The 23,131-nt window shown below is 38.5% G+C and carries 24 protein-coding genes; 10 read left to right on the forward strand and 14 right to left on the reverse strand.

The features are described 5' to 3' along the window. The first annotated feature begins 6 nt into the window (after positions 1-6). Genes LEPBI_RS10400 through LEPBI_RS10425 form a run of 6 tightly spaced genes read left to right on the forward strand, consistent with a single transcriptional unit; the run spans position 7 to position 5,874 of the window. Positions 7-1,263 carry a hypothetical protein gene (locus LEPBI_RS10400; protein ID WP_012389077.1) on the forward strand — a complete coding sequence of 419 codons (1,257 nt, stop codon included), beginning with the start codon at positions 7-9 and terminating at the stop codon, positions 1,261-1,263. Then, positions 1,241-2,371: a cysteine desulfurase family protein gene (locus tag LEPBI_RS10405; protein WP_012389078.1), complete on the forward strand. Its 1,131-nt coding sequence runs from the start codon at positions 1,241-1,243 to the stop codon at positions 2,369-2,371. The genes LEPBI_RS10400 and LEPBI_RS10405 overlap by 23 nt, the downstream gene beginning before the upstream one ends. Before the next feature lie 7 nt (positions 2,372-2,378). After that, positions 2,379-3,734, forward strand: coding sequence for a CHAT domain-containing protein (locus LEPBI_RS10410; RefSeq protein ID WP_012389079.1), 1,356 nt, complete (start codon positions 2,379-2,381; stop codon positions 3,732-3,734). Beyond that, positions 3,731-4,759, forward strand: a complete 1,029-nt coding sequence (locus tag LEPBI_RS10415; RefSeq protein WP_012389080.1) for a hypothetical protein — start codon at positions 3,731-3,733, stop codon at positions 4,757-4,759. Before LEPBI_RS10410 ends, LEPBI_RS10415 begins: the two co-directional genes overlap by 4 nt. After that, positions 4,756-5,325: an RNA polymerase sigma factor gene (locus tag LEPBI_RS10420; RefSeq protein WP_012389081.1), complete on the forward strand. Its 570-nt coding sequence runs from the start codon at positions 4,756-4,758 to the stop codon at positions 5,323-5,325. The genes LEPBI_RS10415 and LEPBI_RS10420 overlap by 4 nt, the downstream gene beginning before the upstream one ends. A gap of 18 nt (positions 5,326-5,343) precedes the next feature. Continuing rightward, positions 5,344-5,874 carry a hypothetical protein gene (locus LEPBI_RS10425; RefSeq protein WP_012389082.1) on the forward strand — a complete coding sequence of 177 codons (531 nt, stop codon included), beginning with the start codon at positions 5,344-5,346 and terminating at the stop codon, positions 5,872-5,874. 139 nt (positions 5,875-6,013) lie between these two features. On the opposite strand, the gene ychF is transcribed toward LEPBI_RS10425, so the two are convergent. Genes ychF through LEPBI_RS10455 form a run of 6 tightly spaced genes read right to left on the reverse strand, consistent with a single transcriptional unit; the run spans position 6,014 to position 11,056 of the window. Beyond that, a complete protein-coding gene (ychF, locus tag LEPBI_RS10430; RefSeq protein WP_012389083.1) occupies positions 6,014-7,111 on the reverse strand; it encodes a redox-regulated ATPase YchF in 1,098 nt (365 codons plus the stop codon). A gap of 48 nt (positions 7,112-7,159) precedes the next feature. Then, complete coding sequence (locus tag LEPBI_RS10435) at positions 7,160-7,651, reverse strand: hypothetical protein (protein ID WP_012389084.1); 492 nt, start codon at positions 7,649-7,651, stop codon at positions 7,160-7,162. Next, entirely contained in the window at positions 7,648-8,343 is a 696-nt protein-coding gene (locus LEPBI_RS10440; protein ID WP_012389085.1) for a pseudouridine synthase family protein, read from the reverse strand. Before LEPBI_RS10440 ends, LEPBI_RS10435 begins: the two co-directional genes overlap by 4 nt. Further along, positions 8,327-9,202 carry a DUF2797 domain-containing protein gene (locus LEPBI_RS10445; protein ID WP_012389086.1) on the reverse strand — a complete coding sequence of 292 codons (876 nt, stop codon included), beginning with the start codon at positions 9,200-9,202 and terminating at the stop codon, positions 8,327-8,329. The genes LEPBI_RS10440 and LEPBI_RS10445 overlap by 17 nt, the downstream gene beginning before the upstream one ends. A gap of 3 nt (positions 9,203-9,205) precedes the next feature. Further along, a complete protein-coding gene (locus tag LEPBI_RS10450) occupies positions 9,206-9,802 on the reverse strand; it encodes an LIC_11883 family protein (RefSeq protein ID WP_012389087.1) in 597 nt (198 codons plus the stop codon). Between the two features lie 9 nt (positions 9,803-9,811). Further along, positions 9,812-11,056, reverse strand: coding sequence for an exo-beta-N-acetylmuramidase NamZ family protein (locus LEPBI_RS10455; RefSeq protein ID WP_012476313.1), 1,245 nt, complete (start codon positions 11,054-11,056; stop codon positions 9,812-9,814). A gap of 51 nt (positions 11,057-11,107) precedes the next feature. Here LEPBI_RS10455 and LEPBI_RS10460 point away from each other — a divergent pair, with 51 nt between their 5' ends. Then, the gene (locus LEPBI_RS10460; RefSeq protein ID WP_012389089.1) at positions 11,108-12,334 is read left to right on the forward strand and encodes a lipoprotein LipL46; all 1,227 of its coding nucleotides are present in this window, start codon (positions 11,108-11,110) and stop codon (positions 12,332-12,334) included. Positions 12,335-12,352: 18 nt separating this feature from the next. On the opposite strand, the gene LEPBI_RS10465 is transcribed toward LEPBI_RS10460, so the two are convergent. Genes LEPBI_RS10465 through LEPBI_RS10475 form a run of 3 tightly spaced genes read right to left on the reverse strand, consistent with a single transcriptional unit; the run spans position 12,353 to position 14,593 of the window. After that, positions 12,353-12,712 carry a response regulator gene (locus tag LEPBI_RS10465; RefSeq protein ID WP_012389090.1) on the reverse strand — a complete coding sequence of 120 codons (360 nt, stop codon included), beginning with the start codon at positions 12,710-12,712 and terminating at the stop codon, positions 12,353-12,355. A 3-nt stretch (positions 12,713-12,715) separates the two neighbouring features. Further along, entirely contained in the window at positions 12,716-13,990 is a 1,275-nt protein-coding gene (locus LEPBI_RS10470; protein WP_012389091.1) for a GAF domain-containing sensor histidine kinase, read from the reverse strand. A gap of 45 nt (positions 13,991-14,035) precedes the next feature. After that, positions 14,036-14,593, reverse strand: a complete 558-nt coding sequence (locus LEPBI_RS10475; RefSeq protein ID WP_041770016.1) for a rhodanese-like domain-containing protein — start codon at positions 14,591-14,593, stop codon at positions 14,036-14,038. Positions 14,594-14,698: 105 nt separating this feature from the next. Between LEPBI_RS10475 and LEPBI_RS10480 the strand changes: the two genes are divergently transcribed. Continuing rightward, positions 14,699-15,211, forward strand: a complete 513-nt coding sequence (locus LEPBI_RS10480) for a peptidylprolyl isomerase (RefSeq protein WP_041769860.1) — start codon at positions 14,699-14,701, stop codon at positions 15,209-15,211. 297 nt (positions 15,212-15,508) lie between these two features. On the opposite strand, the gene LEPBI_RS10485 is transcribed toward LEPBI_RS10480, so the two are convergent. Next, entirely contained in the window at positions 15,509-17,326 is a 1,818-nt protein-coding gene (locus LEPBI_RS10485; protein WP_012389095.1) for a monovalent cation:proton antiporter-2 (CPA2) family protein, read from the reverse strand. After that, a complete protein-coding gene (locus LEPBI_RS10490) occupies positions 17,319-17,921 on the reverse strand; it encodes an NAD(P)H-dependent oxidoreductase (protein ID WP_226992751.1) in 603 nt (200 codons plus the stop codon). The genes LEPBI_RS10485 and LEPBI_RS10490 overlap by 8 nt, the downstream gene beginning before the upstream one ends. A 36-nt stretch (positions 17,922-17,957) precedes the next feature. Here LEPBI_RS10490 and LEPBI_RS10495 point away from each other — a divergent pair, with 36 nt between their 5' ends. Further along, complete coding sequence (locus tag LEPBI_RS10495) at positions 17,958-19,562, forward strand: DedA family protein (RefSeq protein WP_012389097.1); 1,605 nt, start codon at positions 17,958-17,960, stop codon at positions 19,560-19,562. Here the strand turns inward: LEPBI_RS10495 and LEPBI_RS10500 are convergent. The 3 genes from LEPBI_RS10500 to LEPBI_RS10510 are packed head-to-tail and all read right to left on the reverse strand — an operon-like array spanning position 19,537 to position 22,089. After that, positions 19,537-19,944, reverse strand: a complete 408-nt coding sequence (locus LEPBI_RS10500) for a hypothetical protein (RefSeq protein ID WP_012389098.1) — start codon at positions 19,942-19,944, stop codon at positions 19,537-19,539. The genes LEPBI_RS10495 and LEPBI_RS10500 overlap by 26 nt on opposite strands. Continuing rightward, complete coding sequence (locus LEPBI_RS10505) at positions 19,944-20,813, reverse strand: alpha/beta fold hydrolase (RefSeq protein ID WP_012476314.1); 870 nt, start codon at positions 20,811-20,813, stop codon at positions 19,944-19,946. Before LEPBI_RS10505 ends, LEPBI_RS10500 begins: the two co-directional genes overlap by 1 nt. Continuing rightward, positions 20,797-22,089 (reverse strand): adenylate/guanylate cyclase domain-containing protein, encoded by a 1,293-nt coding sequence (locus tag LEPBI_RS10510; RefSeq protein ID WP_012389100.1) that lies wholly within the window; start codon positions 22,087-22,089, stop codon positions 20,797-20,799. The genes LEPBI_RS10505 and LEPBI_RS10510 overlap by 17 nt, the downstream gene beginning before the upstream one ends. Positions 22,090-22,251: 162 nt before the next feature. Between LEPBI_RS10510 and LEPBI_RS10515 the strand changes: the two genes are divergently transcribed. Next, on the forward strand, positions 22,252-23,130 hold the full coding sequence (locus LEPBI_RS10515; protein WP_012389101.1) for an LA_0442/LA_0875 N-terminal domain-containing protein: 879 nt from the start codon (positions 22,252-22,254) through the stop codon (positions 23,128-23,130). Position 23,131: the final 1 nt, after the last annotated feature.

Below are 23,131 nucleotides of genomic sequence, written 5' to 3' on the forward strand. Positions count from 1 at the left end.
CAATCCTTGAACCAAATCTTCCGAGAAAATTTAAAATACATTCTGGCCGTTCTCATCGTGTGGGCAATCACTTTCCCATGGATTCTGAGAAACAAGGACACGATCCTTGCCAAAATCACCCTCACCTACAATTCGTTTTTTGGTTACCCCAATCCTAGGATTGCCCACCAACTCATCGCCAAAGGGGATGCCGTTCTCGAGGGCAGAAAGGATAGTGGCACCGATCTATTCCAAACCATTCGCCAGTTTTTCACTGCTGAGGATACAAACAAAGGCACAATCCTTCCCCTAGACCTGGCTCTCATGGAAAAATCTTGTTTGTATTTTCGAAGCAAAGAACATGTGGAAGACCATTTTTTGGAACTCACTTGGCGAGAAAAAGCAAGTGAATGGGGCTCACCCCTATTCCAACGGATGGCCCCCCAAGGGGAACTTCTCCTCGGCCCCCATCCAAAAGAATACTGGAACTCTCACATTGAAGCCGTTTTGACGGCACTCGACTATTACAAACGAGCCCTCCGATTTTCAGGACCGGAGCTCATAGCTCCTAAAAAAATTGAATCGGTGGCTTGGGCCAGTTGCCGTCCGAATGAAATCTTACTCGCTTATAAAACCCATATGGTCGAAACCGAAACCTATGTTTTGAAACAATTAACCGATTTACAAAAAGTACCGAGTGGCCTGAGTGCTGTTCAAAAACGGAGTGTGGTGCTCTCGAGCATCAAACGAAGTGATTTTTCAGAAGTTTCTGCCAACGATTATTTAGAATCCCTTCTCCGCCAAATCCTCCTCACAGGGATGAAGAATTTTTCGCCAAGAGAAATGGATGATGTATACGAAAGGATTTTGTATTTTGTAGGTTCAGATGAAAAGGAATATTTAAAATTTAAATTCAGAAGAGCTGAACTTTATTTCCAATTAGGAAAAGAAGAATCCAATGATTACCAAAAGGCTGCTAATGAATTTAAGGAAGCTTCCAATATCCAACTTGCTTCTGAATTGGAAGACATCAATTTACCGGCACTGCTTGTTCATGAATTTGAATCCAAACTGAAACAAGCGGAAAGTTACCACAAACTCAAAGAAAATAACAAAAGTTTAGTGATTCTCGATTCTTTAAAATCAAAACTTCGTAATGTCGACGAACGAAGCGTTGGTGGAAAAAAAGATGAAATTCTAAAAGCATATCACAATTTAAATCGATCCGTTTTGCGTAAGCTCGGTCGTTACGAAGAAGCAGATGAAATTCCATTCAACGAATGAAATAAAGTATTTTGATTATAATTCAACCCACCCTCCCTATCACGAGATTTTAGAATCTTGTTTAGAAGAGTATTTTGATAGTTTTTACAATCCTTCTGGAATCACTCGTTTTTCCTTAAAAAACCAAGGGAAAATAGAACAAACGAGAAAGTATTTGAGCCAAATCACAGGTGGTAAAGAAAAACAATTTGTTTTTTCTTCCACGGGTACGGAAGCAAACTACGCCCTCATCCAAAGTTTACGAGTGATGCAGCCAACACTCGCTTCCGTCATCGTATCTCCCTTTGAGCATTCAAGTATGTATGCAGCGCTTGGTTCCTATGGATTTGAACCAATCCTAATCCAAACCCATCGATCTGGTGTGATTGATTTAAACCACCTTAAAACTTTATTACAAACACATCCAAGCCCTGTGATTTGTTTGTATGCAGGAAATGAAACGGGTGTCATCCAACCAGCAGAAGAGATTCGATCTCTCACAAAACAATATGGCCAGTTGTTTTTGAGTGATTTGATGCAAGCGTTTTGTAAAATCCCTGTTCCATTCCATTTATTTGACGGTTATACTTTTTCAGGTCATAAAATCGGTGCGGGAATGGGAATTGCTGTCACTTACTTTCCAGAAGAGAACAAAGAGTTTCGTTTGTTTGGTGGAGGGAACCAAGAAAATGAACATAGAGCCGGAACCGAAAATACATTTGCCATTTCTTGTTTTCAAAAAGTGACAGAAATTCAATTGGCAAATCTGGAAGAAAAAAATGTCCGCTTACAAACATTTCAAACCTTATTGGAATCAAACTTGGAATCGTTTGGCTGTGAAATCATTGCAAAAGAGGAAAGGAGACTTCCCAATACAACTTTTCTCATTTTACCGATTCAAACTGTAGATTTTTTTCTACTGGGACTAGAAGAAAAAGGAATGATTGTTTCGACAGGAAGTTCTTGTAAATCAAGGGCAAGGGAAGCATCCAAATCATTATTACATATGGGTTATTCAGAAGAAGAAGCACTTCGAGCGATCCGTATTTCAACCGGTAGTTTTACTAAATTAGAAGATGTAAATTTACTAATAGACCAAATGAACCAATTGATACAAAAATTAATATAGTCACAGTATGAAAATTCGTATCCTATCCAAATACTCCAACCAAGGAATTTCCGATGGTGAATGTTTTTGGGAAGAAAAACAAAACCAATTTGGAACAGTTGAAAAAACCACTCCCTTCTCTGGCCAATTGCTGAAGGAATTCCAAAATGATTGGTCCATTTTTGTGGAAAGAATCCTATCCCAAAATCCCAAAAAAGAAGAATTCCTCGACAAACTGGGGAAAAAATCTGATAGTTTAGAACAAATTGTTTTTGGTAATACCACTCCTTTTTGGCGGATGCCTGGGTTTTCAGGAAAAATTGAATTCCTTGTGGATCCGGAATTTTCACCAATCCCTTGGGAAATTTTGAGAACAAACAATGGTTATCTGTTCCAAAATTCAAATTTCAAACGAGGGATACGGATCCAAAAAAACCAAAAAGAAGTGACTAAAAAAACAAATTCCGCACTCATCATTTGTAATCCTGTGAAACCCAATTTGGAAAACACAGTGAACGAAGAATGTGCCACTCTCTATCCATTATTAGAAAAAAAACTCCCGCTTAGAATCCTAAAACAAAACCACTTAACTAAAATTAGATTCATAGAAGAACTAAACTCAGTGAAATACATTCACTATGCAGGTCACACTGAAAAAAATGGTATTCCAATTCCTGGCAATCAATTCATCTCAATGGACGAAATTGCATCCAGGTCCTTAAGTCATTTGGATTTAGTATTCTTTAATAGTTGTTATTCGTCCTTTGATTCGATCGACCAATCAGGACTCACCACCAGTTTTTTGAAAGCGGGAGCAAAACAAGTGATTGGTTTTTTATACCCTGTGGAAACCAATCTAGCGAAAGAAATTGGAATTTCTTTTTGGAAGTACTTTTTAGAATCCAAAAATACAGAAAAAAGCTTAGAAAAAATTAGAAAACAACTGCAAAAAGGATCTGGAAAAGAAATCATCACCGCCATCAGTTTGGTTCAATTTTCAACGATTGCCCCAAACCCGCTTCCCAAACGAATTTTCCAATTGACTTTTAGTTTGTTGTTACTTTTGTTCTTTTTGATTTTTACAAGAGAATCACCACAAAAAAACGAAGACATCCCACTTGATTTGAAATTTCCTCGAATAGAAGGATTATCTCAAAAACAACTTCCAACATCTCCACAGGAACCAAGATCCAAAGATCCTTTGGTGTTACGGATCCAAAAAATCACAAATCCTGAATTTAGGAAAAATGCATTATTATTTTTGGAAACAAAACACGCATTACTTGACGATTCGCATAAACGGGAGATTTTAGAATCTATTTTTTCAGAAGACTCCTCCGAAGAAAAAATGTATTATGAATTCAAAACAAGGAGTGGTTTTTGAAACATTGGGTATATCTGATTTTGACCTTTCTCTGTTTTGTGCCGAGGGTCAGTGCACAATGGTTTTCGAAACATCCCTCTTTCGATTCCCTTTGGTCTGAATACCAAACCTTCCAAAATTTAAAATCCGAAGCCTATACAAAAGGTCATTTCCCCATTTTGAAAGAGATAGAGGTCAAGGAAAACGAAGAATACGAATATTACTTCCAAATTTGTAAATTCCAAGAAATCCGAGAACTATCGGAAATATTAAAATTAGTATCCTTTTACGATGCCTTACTACAAATCAAACGATGTAGCGAAGCAAACAAAAATGAAATTGTAACAATCGAAAAACACGCAAAAAAGAAAATCTTTGACCTAACTGTTTTTCCAAAACTGGAAATTTTAACATCTGAAATCACAAATGCAGAAATATTAAACTTGGTCCGGAACTTACAACTCGAGTGGGAAAAAACAGTTTATGTATATTCAAATTTCTATAAACCACATGAAGTTTTATTTTTAGGAAAAGAAAGGGAATACACAACCGCAATCAATCGAATTCTATATTCGGAAATGCCCGAATCTAAACGAAAACTTTTATTACTTAGGCTTTTACAAGATATGAAAGCCAATCAAAAAGCCACCTACCAGCTGTTTTACTATTCAAATCAAAATCCTTGGAATTCGGAAGACCTGATTTCAGAAAACATCAAATCAAAATCGTATTATTTGGAAATCGTTTCGCTTTGGAAAAATGATCCTAATATTACAGATACGATCAGTTCCCAACTGAACGAATTGGAAAATTGTTTAGTTTTTCTTCCAAAGGATCAGCTGAAAATTCGAATATTCGGTTTTTTTGGTTTTTTCTCTGACTATGGAAGGTTTTCCAACGAAGACCTAACTCAGTTACAAAGGGAAAACCAAATTAAGTTGCAGTTTATCCGCAAAACGATTTTCCAATCCCATCATTTCCAAAAAAGATTAGAAAACGTATTGATATCTTGCAAAAATTCCGTCGAATCTCAAAAAGAACTATGAGTGATGAGATTAGAAGTTTGATCGATAATTGCCTTCTTGGAAAACGAGAAGCATGGCAAACCCTCATCCAAAAATTCCATCGTCTCATCATCGGAACTTGCGCCCACTATGTACCAAGGGAAGAAGTGGTGGACACTTCTCAATTGGTCTATTTAAAACTCACAGAAAATGACTACCATTTGCTTCGCAAGTTCAAAGGAGAAAGTTTACCTGCCTTCATCATCTATTTGAGTGAAATTTCCAAAAATATCAGCATGTCCCATACAAGGAGCATCCGCCGAACGGAATACAGAGAGGGCATTTCCCTCGATCTGAGTATCGATATTCTAGACGAGAGACAAACGCAAGAAGACGTCTACTTTGAATGGGAAGAGAAACAAGAGTTTTACGACCTCATTGATGCCCTAGACGAACCACACAAAGAAATCCTCATCCTCCGCTTAAAGGGTTACAAATTCAAAGAAATCGCAGAAATTTTAGAAGTTCCCATCGGAACAGTACTAGCTCGGGCCAACCGAGCCAAAGAAAAGTTAAAAAAAATACAAACCAAGGAAATAAAGCCGTAACGGGGGGTAATCAATATTATGGAGACAAAAGATCCGAACCCATTTATGAACCGACTCAAACTCAAAGAAGCCATTTACCTAATGTCCCAGGGAGAGGAAGTGGATCCTACCACTCTAGGAAGGATCTTACAGTCGGTTCTCCCAAACCCAGATTCCAAAATCCGGATCTTCCTTCAATTTTGGAATGAGTCTTGGAAAATTCTCATGAGCGATTGGGAAAACGCCACCCTCCACACCTCTCAATTGGCTCTCCGGGGTCAAGGGTCAAGCGGAGCCTTCCGAGTCCACAGACAAGTCGGAGGAAGGGATTTGGACTTTGTGTTCCAACCCAATGCAGAAAAAAACCAAGTATTTTTGTCGGTAGAAGCATCGAACGCGGAACGATTGTCCGCTAAATTGTTTTTGGACGGAACCCCAGTCGAAACCTTACCCAAACTCGGAACCCAGTCTATGTTCGACTCCCCCATCACTCTCGATTCAAGCCCTGAGCTTGCAATCTTTGAATCTGGGAAAGAAATTGGCCGGTATCATTTTATGTTACAATCGTAGTTTTTTTCCACTCGGTGCAATAAAGGATCCGTTTGGTGCAATTGATACTGTGAGAAATGGTCCCTACCTGTAGGAAACCACTTTCTTTTTCCAAACTAGTTCACACTTAAAGACATCCCGACGAAAGTCGGGATTTTTTTTAAGCATTCACTCGGAAATAAATCACATCCCCATCTTGGACTATGTATTCTTTTCCTTCCACACGGAGTTTCCCTTCGTCTTTGACTTTGGTTGCATCCCCAGTGCGATCCAGGTCTTCATACCGCATCACTTCTGCACGGATGTATCCCTTTTCAAAATCAGAATGGATCACACTGGCAGCAATAGGGCCTGTGCTTCCTTGTTTGGTAGTCCAGGCTCTCACTTCTTCCACACCCGCTGTAAAAAATGTGAGGAGGCCAAGAAGTTGGTAGGAGGCGCGGATCATTCGAGAAAGGCCAGATTCCTTTTCTCCGATCTCTTCCAAAAAGGCCAATTGGTCTTCTTTTTCCAAACCAGAAATTTCTTCTTCAAAACGACCACATAACACAACGACCGGTGCACCTTCTTTTTTTGCAAAATCTGTGATGACTTTTACGAGTGGATTTTCAGTGGATTTGACATCAGAGTCTAAAATATTAGCAACATATAACACTGGTTTAATGGTAATAAGATTAAACTTTTTGGCAATTTTGAGTTCTTCTTCCGAAAGTTCCACGGTGGAGGCTCTGTTTCCTTTTTTTAAGGCTTCTAAAATTTGATCCATAACGGATAAAATTTCTCCTGCCTCTTTATTTCCTGTTTTGGCAGTTTTGGAAACTCGTTGTTGTTGTTTTTCTAAACTATCCAAATCAGCTAAAATCAATTCATAATTGATGACAGTGATGTCTTCGATGGGATCTACTTTTCCATGAACATGCGTTATGTTCTCATCTTGGAAGGCGCGTACCACATGACAAATGGCATCCACTTCGCGGATATGGGATAAAAATTGGTTGCCTAACCCCTCTCCTTGGCTTGCCCCTTTCACAAGGCCTGCAATGTCCACAAATTCAATCATTGTGGGAACGGTTCGTTTTGGTTTATAAATTTCAGCAAGACGATTCAGTCTTTCGTCAGGTACTTCCACAACACCCGTATTTGGTTCAATGGTACAAAAAGGATAGTTGGCAGCCTGCGCGCCTGCTTTCGTGAGTGCATTAAAAATAGTCGACTTACCGACGTTCGGGAGACCTACAATTCCACAATTCAAAGCCATAGGGATAGGATTTTGGAACGAAGCACTAGGACAAGGAAAATTGTTGTCTTAGTTTTGAAATCCGGTTTCCAAATAAACAGAAGTCAGGTAATACACGGAAATCAAAATCACAACAAGGTAAAAAACTAGATAGAATTTCCCTACTGATTTCCAAGGGAATCTGTCATGTAATTGTAAGGTAGAGACAATCCAATCTGGGTTTGGATCAGTTGGTAGTTCTTCTTCCCTACCTGCCTTTCTCCAAACATATTTTTTTTCTTCACCACTCAAAAGGTAAAACGGAGATTCGGAACCCAAATCGAAAACACTGAGTAAAATAGAAGGAATTTCAAAGTATTTAAACCGAATGAGCCCCGAAAATCCAGTGAATATTGCCAAATAATTGATGACCACAATCAATGGACTTGCCGTATAACTGGAGCTAAACAATAGATATAAATATATCACTAAAAAACTAATGGATATCAGTTTGGATATGGTCGTAAGATTTTTATAGAGTTTTTGTTCTTTTAAGAAACGATGGAATTCTTCGTGGTTCATGTATCAAAAGGAAAATTAGAAATGGAGGGCATCCGTCCGATCCAATCTCTAGGCACATCTGTTTGTACCATTTGTTTTTGACCTAAAAAGTCAGTAAAGTAAAAACGAAAGGAATGGAGATACATTCGAGTCTCCGTTTTCTCTTTTTTTCCATACACAGTGTCACCTAAAATGGGAAAACCGAGCGAAGAAAGCATAACGCGGATTTGGTGTCTCCTTCCTGTCAAAATTTTCGCAAATCCAAAAGAAATGGATTCATTGGGATCTGAATGGAGGATGGAAAATTCGGTGATGGCTTTTTTTCCTCCACTTCGGACAAGGTTTACTTGTTTGTTCCCTTCCTTTAAAAAACATTCCATCCTATGTTCCCTCCAACTGGGAATCCCATCACATAAGAATATGTATGTTTTTTCTGCCTCTTTTAACAATAGATCAAGTTCTACGTTTTTGTTTTTGTTTTTTCCAAGGAGCACAATTCCACTCGTACCTAGGTCGAGTCGATTCACCGTGCGAAGTTCTGGAATTTGTAAATGGTTTGATAGTAACCTAGTAAAATCCATCCGACTCGGGTCTTTTGTTTCGTGGACGGGAATTCCTTCTGGTTTTTCAGCTAATAAAAAGTCGTCACACTCATAAAAAATTTGAGTGGTCCAATTTCCTTTCAGTCGGATGGTCCTACGCGGAAAGTTCAACCCAAAGACCACCTAAACTTCGTATGTTGATCACACCGATATCAAATAATAAATATTGGCCTTTGATCCCAACTAGGGTTCCTTCAATCGGAGTTTCTTTTGTGAGTTTGAGTGATTTGATTTTGGATGGATAGGCTTGAATGGGATATTGGATTTCCAGCTCTTTTGTCAGTGGCAACCGACTCCAGTCTAACTTCTGTTTGCTGTCAATAGGTGAAAAAAATTGATTTTTTTCCAAATGGTTTAGAAACTTTTCTGCCTCTTTTTTTAAATCAATCACAGTTGGATCCCCTGAAACCATTTTTTGCCAGGATGTTTTATCGGGTAAAAATTGACTGAGAAAATGTTCTATAATCCCTGCGTCCCTTCTGGAATTCACTTCCAAAATGGGAATGCCAAACCTTGCCCCTTGGTCTACCCAACGGTTTGTGACAGGATTTTCTTTTGTGATCCCTACTTTTAATCCACTCGAATTGGCAAAGTAAACTGTGTGTTTTTTAAAACAATGGGTACTACCCCAGTCTGCATCACGACAAGTTCCTTTATGATGGTGGCAGGTTTCTGGACGTAAAATACAAAGATCATTTTCCGCCAGACTGGAAAAACAAACAAAACAATGACCTTGGTTAAATGACTTTTTTGTTTTTTTACCACAGTGGAGACATCGAATCTCATCCGTAGTTGTTAATGTTATTTTTTTCCCGAGAAAGGTTTCCACGGGTTCCTGGGAAGTGGATTCTGAGATTTGGATTGTTTTTTCTTTTTTATCTTCTATGTAAGTGGCCGATTCCCAAAAATAAGAAACAGGATTGAATCCCTTGTGGGACATCTTTCTCACATAACCTTGGAAATTAGGCATAAATTAAAACGCAAATTCCTTCACTTCTTCAGGAAAGAAGTCACTCCCAACTTTCACAAAATAGAGGTGGGAAAGTTGCGCAGTAGGTTCGTTTTGGTTCCAAACAAAAATCACAATCATGTTTTGGTACAAATAATGTGAAATTTGACCTTTGGGAAAATAAAAAAGAGAGAGTTGGTTTTCTCCTTCTCCTAACAAAATCACATTTCCATTCAGATTCCTGGATTTGTCCTTGGATACTTTGATGCGGATTTTTCCACTCGGATTCATATCTTCAGGGTCCCTTCCTTCTGCAAACTCACCATCACTGATCTCCGATTGTACATTCACTTGGTCTGAGGTTCCAGAAAAGTCCAATAAATTACATGGAAAGTCCCCAGGCATACTTGGAAATCCATCCGAACAGGTGTTATGGTTTGTTTCTTTTTCTTCGAAGCGAGAATACGTTGCCATGACCGTGGAACGAATCGTCGCATAGGCTACTGACTTCAAAACCTTCGCTGTTTTTTGTTTCGGGATCAATTTGATTTTGGTTTCGGATGGATAAACAGCTCCCAAAAAAAATGCAAAATATAATATGAGGATCGATACTAATTTCATATTCTTTCCTTAGTACATTAAGTACGGTTTGATCCGTTTATTTTCGTTTGTTTCTTCACTCAAGTAGGTGTTATGAAACTCAGAGTACGTTTTTCCTTCATTGATTGCCGTTCGAAAATGGTCACTCCCCCACAATTGGTCAACCCAGTGGTTGACTGAACCTTTACTCCACTTAAAATCATTCGGATATGTTTCTTTCATGAGCCGAATGAGTTCGTAAGCAAGTAACATCGGATCATAATCAGGTCTGACTAAATTCATCCGAAGCCCTGAACAGATTTTTCCCTTGTGTGGACCAAAGGTTGGTTTGAAATACACTGTGGAAAAATAATAAGATTTATTTCCAAGTGTGCTGAGTTTTGAAGCGAGTTCTTCCGGGTTTGTCATCCAAGGGGCACCGAAATAAACAAAGGGAGCTTGGGTCCCTCGTCCCACTGATACGTTCACACCTTCTAAGAGCACAAGGGATAAATAATTCCTTGCCGAGTCCACCATTGGTAAGTTAGGTGAAGGAGTGGTCCAAGGGATACCTGTGTCTTCAAAGTACATCCCTCGTTTGTAGCCTTCTACAGGAATCACAACAAGATCCACCGATTCTTTTAAGTATTCTTTGTTATAAAAAATGGCCGACTCACCCGTTGTCATACCTGTGATGAGTAGGGATGGAAATTCTCCGGCAAAATTGAGGTGTTTCGGATTCATTTTTTCACCCATGGGAGGCAAATGCATCGCAACATGGATATGATCCAGAACAATAAGTTTTGTTTTTGTATTTTTGAGTGCATCCATTAGCCGCTTTAATACACTCAAATAAGTGTAACAACGCATTCCTACATCTTGCACATCAAATAAAACATAATCGACTTCCTTGACCAACTCGCGGAGTTCAGAATCTTTGATGCGATAGATATGATACAATGGTCGATTGAAGGTTGAATCCATTGTAACAGGTGTTTGGCTAAACTCTTCTTCTAAACCTAAAAATCCATGTTCCAACCCAATCAAATGTTCTAATCTGATTTTGTGTTTTTCGAAGGAAGAAATGATTTTTTTTGGATTCGTTCCAATGCCTGAGGGATTGGTTGCGAGCATTAATTTTTTTCCCGCCATCGTTGGAAGGACTTTTTCGTAAAAAATGTCCTGAGACAATCGGACATTCGAATCAGAGGGGTGGACACGGAACTGTGGAACCGTGTTCCCTTGGCAGGCGAGGACAAGAAAGCAGAGAGAAAACCTAAAAAAGTAATTGGTCATGTAAGTATATGTTTCTATAATATAGCAAATCTTCAAGGAGAAATGTCCTTCATGCTTCATAGACTTCGAATTGCTCCCTTTACTGGGATTCTAGTCCTTTCCATCTTGGCATGTGCTGGGTCCAATTCCGCGCAAAAAAACCCATCACTCCCAGACAATGTGGTCACAGCCATGGGAGAGGCCCCAATTTACCAAGGAGACTTGGCTCTTGCCCGAAATAAGGCCCTCAAAGATGCCAAACTCAATGCCATCCGGAAATTGGTGGGAGAACAGATCACAGAAAAATCGGGAGTTTCGGATGGGCAATCCCTTGGTTCCAAACTCTACGGAAAAACCGATAGTTTCGTGAAAAAATACGATATCATCAGTGAAGAACAATGGAAATTGGATACCCAAGACATGATCCGACTCAATGTCCGTTGCGAGGTGGAAGCCACAAAACTTTCGACTGCAGTTGATGCTCTCCTAGATGATGTAGGAAATCCCCGAATTGCAGTCCTTGTCCAAACCGTAGTCAATGGAAAGTCCTTCCCCATTGGATCTGCCACTAACATTGCAGAGGCGGAACTCATTGAAAAACTTCGTGCCAAAGGCAATAAGGTGGTGGATAGTTCCCAACTCACAGCCCTTCTCAAAAAAAATCCAAGCCTAGCCAAACTCGACCTCACCTCCGTTGAAGAAGGTAGCCCCCTTCTGACACTCGCACAAGATTCAGGGGCAGAAGTTTTGATCGTGGCAAAAGTGACGACAACCGACCAAAAGCCAGTGGTCCTCCCTGGTGGGAAAAAAACAGATTTTTTAAGTTCGGCGGCGACGGGTCCTTACCGTATCATCCAGTTATGGGGTGATGGAAAGATTTTTGGATCAGGGAGTTTGGAAGGCCGAGGTGCCGACATCACCCAAGAAGTTTCCAGAGAACAAGCCGTCAAAGATTGGGCCAATTTGGTTTCAGTGAAAGTCGGAAAACAAATCAAAGACGAATGGTTCAAACTCACAGAACAAAATACGGTGATTTTAAAATTCAAAGGTCTCGCCTTGGAAGATGCCATCAATTTCAAAAACGATTTGATGGAATACACTTCGGTGAAACAAGTGAATGACCGCAAAACAGAGATGAGTGGGTCGGAATGGGAACTCACTTACCCAGGAAAAGAATCCATGTTTGCGGAAGAATTGATGTACAAAAAAGATTCAAGTTTCCGTTTCTTAAGCAATAAAACGTTAAACATCAACAGTTCCAAACGCGGAGTTGTCGAAATTGAGTTTAAAAACAAGTAAGTAAAACACTTATTGGATCTACTGGCCCGCAGAGAGAAAGGTTCGAATCTCTGTGGGGTCAAATGGTTTTGCAAAATAACGAGCCACTTGTTTTGCTTCGATTGCTTTTTCAATTTCTTTGGTTAGATCGTAACCGGTTAACAAACAATACACCACTTCTGGACGAACCTTTTTCGCTTTTGAAATCAATTCGAGTCCATTCATTTCAGGCATTCTCATATCGGTAATTACATATTGGATTTCTTTTGATTCTTCCAATTCTTCTAAGGCTTCCTCCCCAGAACTTGCAATCAAAACATCAAAATCCTTTCGAAACATTTCTCGGAATAGATGTAAATTCATGACTTCATCATCCACATAAAGTAGTTTTGGTTTCAAAATTTAACCTTCATTCCATTTGGGAAGACGGATCGTAAATTTTGTCCCCTCCCCCCATTCCGATTCCACATCAATTGATGCCGAATGTTCTTTCAAAATTTTATAAGCAATGGATAGACCAAGGCCCACACCTTTGCCTGGTTCTTTTGTGGTAAAAAAAGGAATTTGAATTTGGTTTAGGTGTTCTTTTCGGATCCCAGTTCCTGTATCTTGGATCGTGACCAAAACAAAATCCCCTTCTGACTTTGCAGAAATCAAAAGTTTTCCTCTTTTGTTTTCCATAGACTGAATCGCATTGGTGAGGAGGTTCAGAAAAACCTGGTGGATTTTACCCGAGTTCCCTTGGATGAAAACTGGTTCAGAATCAAATTCTTTTTCGACAGAAATTTTATCTCGGAAAGTATGAAATAAGATCACCAAACAGTTTTCTAACATTTCTTCAATATCAATTTTTTCATCAAAGGAATCACCAGTCCTTGTATATTGGTTTAGGCCCTTGACAATTTTTGTTGTCCGTTCCACTCCCACTTTGATGGCATCTAAATACATTTCTGTTTTTTCCGATTGGATCCCTGTCGATTGAATGAAATCTTTGATGCCATAATAACCACCCGTAATGAAGTTTAATGGGTTATTGATCTCATGAGCAATGCCTGCGGATAAAAGTCCTAAACTTGCCAACTTTTCTGCTTCCACGAGTTGGTCTTGGCGTTCCTTTAGTTCCTCTAATGTTTGTTCTAACTTAAATGTTCGTTCCTTAACCAAAACTTCCAACTCTTCGTTGTATTGTTCTAGTTTTCTTTCGTAATCAAGTCGCTCTAACTCCGCAGCAATCCTACCCGAAAAAATTTGAAACAATGTCAAAGTTTCCTCTTTTTTGGGAATCTTTTGTTCAAACAAACCAACGATCAAACCCAAAATTTCTTGTTTCGAATTGATGAGAGGAGTCCCTATGTACCCATCAATTTTCATATCCACTAACAGATGGTCGTTTGGAAAAAGTTTTTGTACCTCTGTTGGATAATAACAAATTTTATTCTCAAAGACATTGGCACAAGGAGTCCCTTCCAAACTGTAATTAAAATTATCTACGACTTGGCCCTTTGCCACAAGGGAGACAGTCCTCGACTCATAATTTTTTTTATCAAAAAGTCCAATAAATGTATAATCAGCACCGATTACCGTACATAGTTTTTCGGTGAGTCGATTTAAAAATTCATTTCCATAGGTATTGGAAACAGCTTCAATGATCTCTGATAATAATGTTCCTTGTAACATAAAGTTTTAGCGGTTCAGAAAACTAGTACCAAAGATAATCTCCTTTTATTGATTTGCCTTCGGTTCTGTTTCCTTTGGTTCACTAACCAAAGGAAGTTTCGTTTGGTTGACATCAAGTAAAGGTCCCAATTCATAAATATTGGAATATCCATATGCTTTCAGCGAATTGTATGTAGAAAGATTGAGAGATGCCGCGGGACTTTTTGCAGCAAAGGCTTGTTCATTGCCTTCAAAATTATTATTACAATAAATCAATATTTTGGATTTTGGTTCCGGGATCACGGACGCCAAACTATCTTTGGTGAATTCGGTAAATGGCAAATTGATGGCACCTTTGATGTGTAACAATCGATACCTGTTTTCACTCCGAGCGTCAAGGACCACGACTCCTTCTTCGGTCATCATCTTCAAAAATTGATCTTCTGTTAGGCGGTGAGTTTCTCTTTCCCCTTCGGAACGGTTCACAATCTTTTTAAACTCTCCATAATCAATGAGCCGATTGGGAATTGGTTCCAGTTTTGGTTTTTTAGATTGTTTTTGGATGGGTTTTGCCACCAAAGAAAATACAAATAAAAAGATAAAAAACAAAGCGATTCGTTTCATCATAGTACCTCATCCAATCAAACACCAAGTATAATGGGAAAATGATAAGGAACTCAAACCTTTTTTCGACTTGCCAGGGGAAATTGAAGAAATTGAGTGAATGGTATGAGTACTTTACGCGCAGTGATCAAAACAAATAAAGGTGAAATCCGAATCGAACTTTTTCCCGAGAAAACACCAAACACGGTTGCCAATTTTGTGAATTTGGCCCAAAGGAATTTTTATAATGGTTTAAAGTTCCACCGTGTCATCGAAGATTTTATGATCCAAGGTGGTTGTCCCCAAGGAACAGGAACGGGTGGTCCAGGTTATAAGTTTCGCGATGAGTTTGACTCTAGTTTGAAACACAACAAACCAGGGATCCTTTCTATGGCAAATGCAGGCCCTGGCACCAACGGAAGTCAATTTTTTATTACCCATGTTGCAACACCTTGGCTCGATGGAAAACATTCTGTGTTTGGTGCTGTGGTGGATGCAAGTGACCAAGAAGTGGTCAATGCCATTCGCCAGGGAGATAAGATCGAAACCATCACCATCGAAGGCGATCCAACTTCTGTTTTAGAAATTGCAAAACCTTATCTCGAAGAATGGAACCAAATTTTAGATTCTAAAAAATAAAGATTGCCCCATTCCTCTCTGTTTCCAATGTCTAATCATTATGAAAGAGAAAGGAAAACCAATCAAACAAATCAAATTGGCTTCCAGGATGATCTTCACCTTGAAACCAACCAAAATCAAACCGTCCAAAAAGATTTATTCCCGAAAAGGTAAAAACGACCTTTCGGGAATTCTTTCTTACTTTCTTTCTCGCTTTTAATCCAGCTCGAATCTTTTTTCCACTTCATTAAAACAAAATCCGTTTCCGATCTCATGATTTGATTAACGTTCCATCTCACTCCAAGTATCTAATTCTAACTAGTCTTCCTTTCCTAAATCCACAAACATCAATCGTTCCAATTCTAAGTTCCTTTGTTTGGCTAGGCTTATGTATTGCACCCGATCTTTACGCAAAGAAAAAAGTTCTTGGAAGGTTTCATCATCATGGGCCAAGAATAAATTTTTGGCTCGTTCCGCAGTATAGGATCTTGTGCCTAAAATTTTTAATACATCACTTCCTAGTTTCACAGCGGTTTCCCTAGTTTCTCGGTAGATAAAGGAAAGTCCCATCTCCTTTAAATCATAGGCTTCTTCTCTGTCCCCAGCACGTGCAACAATTTTGATATTAGGGTAATGGTGTTTGACATTGCGAATGAGTTCTTGTTGTTTTTCTGGATGGTCAAGGGCCGCCACAAGAATTTTGGCATGTTCCAATCCAACATTTTCCAAAAGTTCCAAACGTGTTGCATCACCAAAGAATACCTTAAACCCAAACCGTCCAAGCATCTCCACTCGATCGGCATCGTAATCTAAAATGGTGATGCCCACACCATTGGATCGTAAAAATCGACCCACCATATTTCCAAATCGACCAAACCCACAGATGATGACGGGGTTTTCTTCTCTTTCAATTGTATTTGTTGTTTGTTTTTTGGGAGCTTTTGATTGAAGGGCTTCAAAGACTGTCTTTTCGTATAACAATAGCAATATGGGAGTAAATGCCATACTCAATGCCACACATGCAACTAGGATCACTACAGTCCCCTTATCAAAGATTCCAAGGCCTTCAGAATAACCAAACAAAACAAAGGAAAATTCACCCACTTGCGATAAGGCAAGTGACATGTATAAATTCTGATCCAAAGGGAGTTTGAATAAAAATCCAAGTGTCAGTAAAACGATGGCTTTCATGAATATGATTCCGAAAACGATGGAGATGATCTTCAAAGGTTCTTCCATTACGACAGGAAGTTCCATGGAAGCACCAACACTTAAAAAAAATAAACCGAGAAGTAATCCTTTGAAGGGTTCGATATTACTCTCCAATTCATGACGAAATTCACTACTGGCAAGCACCACTCCCGCAAGGAAAGTTCCGAGAGCTGCCGAAACACCAACAGCTCCCATAAGTACCGAGATTGCAATGACGAGTAATAAACTTGCTCCCGTAAAAATCTCACGGCTTCCCGATTTTGCAATCAATCGAAAGATGGGACTGAGAACATACCTACCAATCAAAATTATTCCCAAAACGACAAAAAGGACAACGAAAGTTTTTTGGTATCCTGGTAAATGGTCTACGAGTGAATGTCCGTGATCATTTGAGTTTATCTCACCATCACTTAACATTGGGAAAATGGCAAGTATTGGAATCACTGCCATATCTTGGAATAAAAGGATGGAAAAGGATGCTTGTCCTGATACCGATTTCATGAGTCCTTTTTCTTTTAACGTTTGTAATACGATCGCAGTCGAAGACAAAGATAAAATAAATCCAAGGGCAAGCGATGATTTCCAAGAAAATTGAAATCCGATGGAAAACAAAAAGACAAATAGAGTTGTGAGTAAAAGTTGCAAACCTCCAAGTCCAAGTAACCAAAACTTCAATCGCCAAAGTAAGTTGAGCTCTAATTCCAATCCAATGGCAAATAACATCATCACAACACCAAACTCTGCGAAGTGTAAAAGGTCTTTCCCTTCCGTACCCACAAAACCAAATACAAATGGACCGATCACGATCCCTGCCACCAAATAACCAAGCACGGAACCAAGACCCAAACGATTGGCGATTGGAACAATGATGATGGCACTTGTGAGATAGATGATGGCCTGAATGAAAAAATTAACTTCACCCATTGTAAACCTCCTCTAAATGAGAGAGAATGAAATTTCGATAACGGATGGATTCTTTTTGGAACTCCTCTTCTTTCAATTGGAATGTACCTTGGACTAAAAATGGTTTTTGGTATTCCATCTGGCAAAGTTCTGCGGTCCTTTGGAACGGCAAAAGAAACGCATCAATCAAATGACCATGGAATCCATCTTTTTGATAGGCCTTTTCGGAACCTCCAGTGGAAATCGCTTGGATCCATTTTTTACCTTTCAAAGCATTCCCATTTTTACCATAGGCCCAACCATCTTCTAAGACGGCATCGATCCATTGTTTCATGAGCGGTGGACAACTGTACCAATAAAATGGATGTTGGAATAAAATGACATCATGGTTTTGTAAGAGAGTTTGTTCTTCTTTCACATTGATAGTAAAATGAGGGTATAATTCGTATAAATCTCGTAATGTGATATTGTCAGAAACTGGTAAGGAATCTAATAACATTTGATTTGCTTTGGAACGTTCCAGATTTGGATGGACGAGTAAAATGAGAATCTTTGCCATACAAGTGCAAAGAACAAAGGATAAAATGAGAGGCAAACCATAAAATCCTGATTTCAATTGACCATTTTCAAAAAAAAACCAGTTTAGTCATGAGTGAAAAATTTATTTCTCGTTTTATTTTTTTCTACATTTGTCTCAGAAGACATCACCTGCATCACTGCAGGTATTTTTGCGAAAGAAGGGAAACTTTCACTGGTATTAGCCATTCTATTCACTGGATTTGGAATTTTTATCGGTGACCTACTCTTATATCTTGTTGGATATTCTTTCCATACCTATTTGAAACAGTGGAAACGAATCGAGAGATGGGAAAAAAAATTATCCTCTCAAAAAATTTACAAACAATGGAAATCTAATTTCGTATTTTCCATTTTGATCTCACGATTTTTACCAGGAACCAGGTTACCACTTTATCTCTTAAGTGGATACTTTCGAATGCCATTTGTAAATTTTATGATCACAAGTTTCATTGCTGTGACCATTTGGACAACAGCTTTTGTAACACTTGTTTATTTATATGGAAAATGGATTTCATCCTATTTTTTCAATTTTTCGCATTGGTGGGGTTTCATTTCCATCGGTCTTAGTTTTTATCTCATTTTCCAATTGTTTCTACTGATATTGATTCCGGAAAAAAGATCAAAACTATTTTTGCAATGCCAGAAGTTTACCAAATTGGAATTTTGGCCCAGTTATCTTTTTTATTTACCACTCGTTCCATATCTATTCTATCTCATCTTCAAATACCGGGGGATTCGATACCTAACGACAACAAACCCAGGGATCATTGCCTCAGGCATTGCTGGCGAATCCAAATCTGAAATCCTAAATCTAATCCCAAATGAATTTGTTTCCAAATCCTTACTTGTTAGAAATGAGAATCCAAAAAAAATACAAGCGGTCACCAAATGGATGAAACAAAAGAAATTGGACTTCCCCATCATCGCCAAACCAGACAAAGGGGAACGTGGGTTTCTTGTGAAAAAAATTCATTCAATTTCTGAATTGGAACAATTGTTTCAAACATACACAATTGACTGGTTACTACAAGAATGGATGAGAGGCCCCTATGAGGTGGGAATCTTTTATTATCGAAATCCAGATGAACCTCATGGCAACATATTCTCAATCACAGACAAAGTGTTTCCCAAAATTACGGGCGATGGAATTTCCACATTAGAAACATTAATTCAAAACCATCCAAGGTACCGATTCCAATGGGAGTCGCACAAAAAACACAACCAAAGATTTTTACAAAACATCATTCCAAAAGGAAAAACAATTTTCATCGGAACGATTGGGAATCACATCCAAGGATGTATGTTCCAAGACGGCGAACACTTACGAACCTCTAAATTAGAAAAACAATTGATAAGAATCGGAGACAAAACAAAAGGATTCTTTTTTGGAAGGTTTGATATACGTTATTCCCAAAAGAAAGACCTACTGGAAGGGAAAGGTCTCAAGATCATTGAGCTAAATGGAGTGACAAGTGAATCAACCAATTTGTATGATCCGAAGTTTAGTATTAGACAAAGTTATTCCATTTTATTCAGGCAATGGAAACTTATCTTTGAAATTGGATACAAAAATCATTCCCTGGGTATTCCTTTCACTCCATACCAAAAAATATTCCAATTGATCTGTGATCACAATGATTACAGGAAAAAATTCAGTTTGTTGGAAACAAATCTCTGATGTAAGGGATTTTTTTTCTTTCGAAGTACAATAAATAAATGGAAAACAAAAAAACAATGACTGCGAGAAGAAAAAGTAACCCGCCATCATCTTGAACGACAATCCCTAAAAATACGAAGTGAGAGAGAATGGCACCTAACATCAAATTAAACGCCAACAATGCACCAACCCAAACTAATTTTGGAAATAACAAGAATCCAATGCAAATGGTTTCCAATACCGCAAGCCCAATTCGACCCCAAGGTTCCATCCCAAGTATGGTGAAGATATAACGTGACTCCTCAGATCCAGTGTATTTGAAATACAAGGTTTGCCCGATGATGAAAACGATTAAAAACCGTATGACATGAAACAAATAGGTATTACGTAAAATTGATTCCATTAGAATTCCTCACTGAAAATAATATTTTTAATTTCTGAATACCGAGTCCAAGGAATGAAATGGCTTCCATCCTTGATCCTATAATATTTATGATTTCCTTTGTATTGAATCTTTTCCAAAAAATAAATGTGTTCTAAAGGAACAATTCCGTCATCCTCTCCATGGATGGTGATGACAGGAAATTGATTCTCATTGAGGACACTTCCCAAAGTTTCTAATTCCTTCTTTAATTGGAACATCTCTAGATTACTTCGAACCCAAGACCTTGGTAACATCCATTCGATGATATAATTCTTTGCAAAAAAATTATAGAACTTAAGTTCTTCGTATTTTGGGTCCATAGGTGCAGAAATCAAAACCACTTTCCAACTAGGCTGTTTTAACTTAGACAATTGAATTGTCGATTGGAAAGCAACAGGCCCCCCATAGGAATGCCCGATGATTGTTGCATTCTGAAAGGATACATGTTTCTGTTTTAGAAAAAAATGAACCATCTCTACAATCGCATCTGATTGGATTTTTAAACTTGGTTGGAAATTTTCTGAATTGGATTTTCCAAACCCTAACCGATCGGGAACTAACATACAATAATGTTTCCCATAGTCTTCATCTTCCAAGTGCATAGTAAAATCAGAACCACTCCCGGGTGAACCGTGGATCCACACCAATAATTTTGATTTTAATTCGCAATTGTTGGTGAGAACAGACATCATCCCCAATTTCGTAGGGATGGAAATTTGTTTGATTGTTTCCTTTCCTTCTTTTGAAGAGGAACATTGCCACAAGAATACACAAATCAGAATGAATGATCGTAACACTGTAGGAAGATGTGTGATTAGAATTCCAATCCTTTTACGATTCCGTATCATCTGTATAAAATAGTGCTCCTGTTTTATAAAGCCGAAGGAACAATTCATTTGGCTCTTTTGGATTGATTGGACTCACAAACTCAGGCAAAAAACCTTTCACTAAAAACATCTCGATATCGGCTTTATTTTTGATGGAAACAAACCCTCTCGATTCACATTCAAACACCTTTTGCACCTCTTCATACACAACTCTCGAGATGTTCACCTCACCGACCACACCGGAACTTTCCAATCGGCTTGCAGTATTCACTGTATCACCCCAAACGTCATAAGCAAATTTATCACTGCCCACCACTCCCGCTACAAGAGGCCCCATGTGGATTCCCAATCGGATCTCCCAAAACTCTCTCCCTTGTAAGGAATGGATCTCTTTTGGTTCGGCCATATAGGACTGGAAAGCAAGTCCGCATAACACGGCATCGACTGGGTTTGATATGTTTTCATTTGGAATCCCACCAACTGCCATATAAGCATCGCCAATTGTTTTGATTTTTTCCATTCGATACTCTTTACAAATCCGATCGAATGAACGAAAAATTTGATCCAATTCATGGACTAACACTTCCGCATTCATGGTTTCTGCAATTTTTGTAAATCCAACCATATCACAAAACAACACGGATGATTTTTCATATCGTTTTGGAATCACTCGTGCTTCTTTTTTTAATTCATCAGCGATTGGTTCGGGTAGGATATTCAACAATAATGCTTCTGATTTTTTTCGTTCGATGTTTAAATTTCGGCTTAGGATAAAAATCAAAATCCCAGTCAATATTTGCACAAATAAATAATTTCCACCAGCATCCAAGTATCGATCCATCTCACTAACATAGCCAGTTACCCAATCTTTATGAAAGTACTCCAATAGATACAGAGAGGCAGAGATTCCGATGTATAAACTATACACGATCCATACATTGTGATTTCTGATGAGAATGAGGGCAATGACGAGGGATGGGATTAAATAATAATGATTTCCTCCAATCGAACCACCGTTAAAAAACCACATAGAAGCCAAATAAAAGAGAATGGTTAAATTGAAAGGCCAATACAATATAAAATAGATACTTTTGACACGGCTCAAGTAGTACATAACGAGCATTAGGAGTCCAGATCCTACATTCAGTGAGATGAGGATCCTGTAGTTTTCTAAATAAAGAACTCCAAAAACTCCGATTAAGTTTAAAAGGCCATTGATGAGAGAAACTGTATTGAACAACCTATGTTCGAGAGAGTGTTTTTTTGGATCTCCGAGAAAAAAATATACCCAATTCATTGTAATTGGTAAGTATCACTTTGGAAACGAACCAGATTCAACCCTTTTTCTTCATTTGGAATTTGAATCCAAGATTTCATTGATGGAATTTTGGATTGGCTTGCAAGAAACCACCCTTCAATGAATTTGGTGGATTCGTATGTAGTAGTTTAGGAAGACTGATTGAAACTTAATTTAACATTCTATTGTGCCACTTTCCTTTTATTGACCATCACTGGTTCTCTATCGGCTGAAACCGTCATTTTAAAATCAGGGAAATCCTTTTATGGAAGAGTCATTGAACAAAATAGAGAGTTTCTGAAACTAAAAGAGAAAGACGGAATCATTTTACAATTTCCAAGAACTGATATCTTGAAAGTCACTTACAAGGAATTGAATGCCAAAGAAGTGAAAAAAATTGTCGAAGTGGAAATCAAAAAAAACCTATCCTCCGAGAAAACAGAGACTGAATGGAAAGAAACATCGAATTCCAATTTTGAAATAGTCAATGAATCAGAAGACTCGATGAAACATTTATCCCATGGATCTCAGAAAAAAATACGTTGGGGAGTGGTAGGAAGATCCGCGATTTTACCAGGTTTAGGACAATACCACTGGGATGAACCTGTCTGGGGTTCCCTCTATCTGATCTCATTTTTAGGGGCAGCGATCAATTACCATCATGCTTGGAACGAACATATGAATGTGAAATCAGAATACCAGAATGATACTCGGTCGCTACTCTTCTTAAGCTCCGGAAATGCTGGTTTTGCTCTCCATTTCATTGATAAAAACAATTTAGCATCCGATTACAGAACCACTGCCAATTCGTTAAACACAGCCTCAGATATCCTCATCGGAATTTTTCTCATCAATCTCATCGATGCCTTCCTCCCTCGGGAAAACAAAACGAGTTCATCTCCTACTTCTTTGGACAAAAAAGTTGGTCTCCATATCAAGGCGGATATGGTGAATCATGACCAAAACTTTTATCTGGCAAGAGACCAAAGGAATGGAATGACAAGCCTAGAATACAAACTCGGATATACTTGGGCTTTTTAAT

This window comes from Leptospira biflexa serovar Patoc strain 'Patoc 1 (Paris)', from assembly GCF_000017685.1.
Taxonomy (GTDB): Bacteria; Spirochaetota; Leptospiria; order Leptospirales; family Leptospiraceae; genus Leptospira_A; species Leptospira_A biflexa.